The organism is Streptomyces flavofungini, assembly GCF_041028215.1.
Taxonomy (GTDB): domain Bacteria; phylum Actinomycetota; class Actinomycetes; order Streptomycetales; family Streptomycetaceae; genus Streptomyces; species Streptomyces flavofungini_B.
In genome coordinates this window covers 1-2,807 of record NZ_JASKYR010000788.1, presented here as the reverse complement: position 1 = coordinate 2,807, position 2,807 = coordinate 1, and the positions used below count along the sequence as shown (strand labels likewise).

Here is a 2,807-nt window from a genome sequence, read left to right as displayed (position 1 = left end):
GACTGGGGGGACGTCGTCGAGGCGTAGGCGGAGGGGGCCGCCACCGCCGCCGAGGGGTCGGGGGTGTCCTCCGCCGACGCGACCGGGAGGCCGCCGACGATGCGGATGTCCGCCTCGTCGAACGCCCGCTTGATCCGCCAGCGGAGCTCCCGCTCCACGCCCAGGGACTGGCCCGGCATCGTCTTCGCCGAGACGCGGACCACCATCGAGTCCAGGAGCACGCTGTCGAGGCCGAGGACCTCCACCGGGCCCCAGAGCCGCTCGTTCCAGGGCTCGTCCTTCGCCATGGTCTCGCCGACCTCGGCCAGCGTGGCCTTGACCTTGTCAAGGTCCTCGTCCGGGCGGACCGTCACATCGACGCCCGCCGTGGACCAGCCCTGCGACAGGTTCCCGATGCGCTTGACCTCGCCGTTGCGGACGTACCAGATCTCTCCGTTGTCACCGCGCAGCTTCGTCACCCGCAGGCCGACCTCGATCACCTCGCCGGAGGCGACCCCCGCGTCGATCGAGTCGCCGACGCCGTACTGGTCCTCAAGGATCATGAAGACCCCGGAGAGGAAGTCCGTGACCAGGTTCCGCGCGCCGAAGCCGATCGCGACGCCCGCCACACCCGCCGAGGCGAGCAGCGGGGCCAGATTGATCTCGAAGGTGGACAGGACCATCAGCGCCGCCGTGCCGAGGATCAGGAACGACGCCACCGAGCGCAGCACGGAACCTATGGCCTGCGAGCGCTGCCTGCGCCGCTCCACGTTCACCAGGAGACCGCCGAGCGCCGTCCCGTCCACGGCCTGGGCCGTGCGGTTCATGCGGTCTATGAGCTTGGTGATGGCCCGGCGGACCAGCACACGCAGGGTCACCGCTATCGCGATGATGAGCACGATCCGCAGACCGATGCCGAGCCACGCGGACCAGTTCTGCTCGACCCAGCTCGCGGCGTTCGTGGCGCTCTCCTGGGCGTCCTCGAAGGTGGGTGGCTTCGGCGACGACGTGTCGTCCGGTTCCGCTCCGGCCGCCGACAGGACGGACAAGATCACGGCAGGTACCTCCAGGTATCGCGGCCTGCCCGGCGTACTGACGAGGAGCGATCAACGGCGATCGGGATGGACCGGGGGAACCGGGCAGACCCACCACACTAACGGGGCATGGTGTGCGGATCGTTGTGATGTTCGAAGGAGGAGAGAGGGAGAGACGGTGTTCACCTGGGAAAGAGGGAAGTGACGCATCGTCGCCGGACGACCTGTGGTCGAAAACACTTCAAGGCCGTTACCGGCACATGGTGGCGCTTCGACCAGGCATGAGGGGAGACTGGCAGCAGATCGTCCCGGCGCGAGCCACGCGCCGCCGGCGTACAAGGAGGCATCCGTGCCGCATGTCCTGGTCCTCAACGCGTCGTACGAGCCTCTCGGCGTCGTACCGCTCCGCCGCGCGCTCGTCCTCGTCCTGGAGAACAAGGCTCTCTGCCTAGAGGAATCCGGCGCCTTCATGCACAGTGCCACTCGCACTGTCCCCGCACCCAGCGTGGTCCGCCTCAAGCGGTTCGTACGGGTTCCCTACCGCGGACCCGTGCCGCTGACCAGGCGGGCGCTGTTCGCCCGCGACGGCGGCCGGTGCATGTACTGCGGTGGCGTCGCAACCAGCGTCGACCACGTCATCCCCAAGAGCCGGGGCGGCCGGCACGCCTGGGAGAACGTGGTGGCGTCCTGCCGCCGCTGCAACCACGTCAAGGCCGACCGGCACCTCATGGAGCTCGGCTGGAGGCTGCGGCACAAGCCCGCGCCGCCCTCGGGCCTCGCGTGGCGCATCATCGGGACCGGACATAGGGATCCGCGCTGGCTGCCGTACTTGCAGCCGTTCGGCGCGGACGACGCGATGGCTCGGATCGATGGCATTTCCGCCTAGGAATCGATCCGGGCCTTTGTCATAGGTGGCCGCGTACGCCGTAGGTGGCCGTGTGCGGGCACGCGCGCGTGGGAGGGCCCCCACGCGCGCGTGCCCGGCCGCCGGTCTCAGTCCTCCGCCACCGCGTAGGCCTCCACCGACCAGAGCGAGTACCCGAACCGGGTGGCGCGCCGGTCGCCCTGGACGCGGATGTAGCGCGTGTCACGGGCGTCCATGCGGACCGCCTCGCGGCCGCCCCCGCCGTCCTTCACGGTCGCCGCCGTGCGCCACGTCTTCCCGTCGGCCGACGTCTGCACGCGGTAGCCCGCCGCGTAGGCGTCCTGCCAGCGCAGCACCACCTGGCCGAGCCTGACCGGCTCCGCGAGCTCCACCTGCCACCAGGCGCCGTCCTCGACGGGGGAGGACCAGCGGGACTCCGGGTCGCCGTCGTTGGCGGCCGACGCGGGGAAGTCCTTCGTCTCGTCGCCCGACGACGTCGCCCGCCCGTCGCGCGCCACGTCCGGGCCCGCCGTACGCGGGTAGGCGCGCACCGAGACCGTACGGGTCTCGTCGCCGAACGTCACCGGAATGCCGTACGTCCCCGCGCGCGTGCCCGCCGCCACCTTGATGTCCAGCGGCACCTCCACCCGTGTGCCGCGCGGCAGCGCCGACTCCTCGGGGACCCGGACCTGGATGCCCTTCGGGGCCTTGACCGTGACCCTGCCGCGCACCTCACCGGGGCGCTCGGCGAGCAGCCTCGCCGTGACCCGCCGCGCGGCGCCGCCGATCTCCGCGTCCGCCTCGGTACGGGCCAGCGAGAGACGGGCCTCGGGGGTGTCGGCGTACCAGGGGACCAGGTGCCGGACCGTTCCTCCGGTGAGGGCGACGCGCACGGCGTCGGCGCGCGGCCCCTTGGCCCCGCCCTTATC

The 2,807-nt window shown here is 71.3% G+C and carries 3 protein-coding genes; 1 reads left to right on the top strand and 2 read right to left on the bottom strand.

The window, feature by feature from the left end; genetic code table 11:
• Positions 1–1,034: mechanosensitive ion channel family protein (locus tag AB8Z36_RS34460; RefSeq protein ID WP_369217322.1), on the bottom strand; the 1,034-nt coding region annotated here is incomplete at its 3' end.
• Between the two features lie 328 nt (positions 1,035–1,362).
• Between AB8Z36_RS34460 and AB8Z36_RS34455 the strand changes: the two genes are divergently transcribed.
• Positions 1,363–1,899 carry an HNH endonuclease gene (locus AB8Z36_RS34455; protein ID WP_369217321.1) on the top strand — a complete coding sequence of 179 codons (537 nt, stop codon included), beginning with the start codon at positions 1,363–1,365 and terminating at the stop codon, positions 1,897–1,899.
• Between the two features lie 107 nt (positions 1,900–2,006).
• Here the strand turns inward: AB8Z36_RS34455 and AB8Z36_RS34450 are convergent.
• A partial coding sequence (locus AB8Z36_RS34450; RefSeq protein WP_369217320.1) for a discoidin domain-containing protein occupies positions 2,007–2,807 on the bottom strand: 801 nt, incomplete at its 5' end.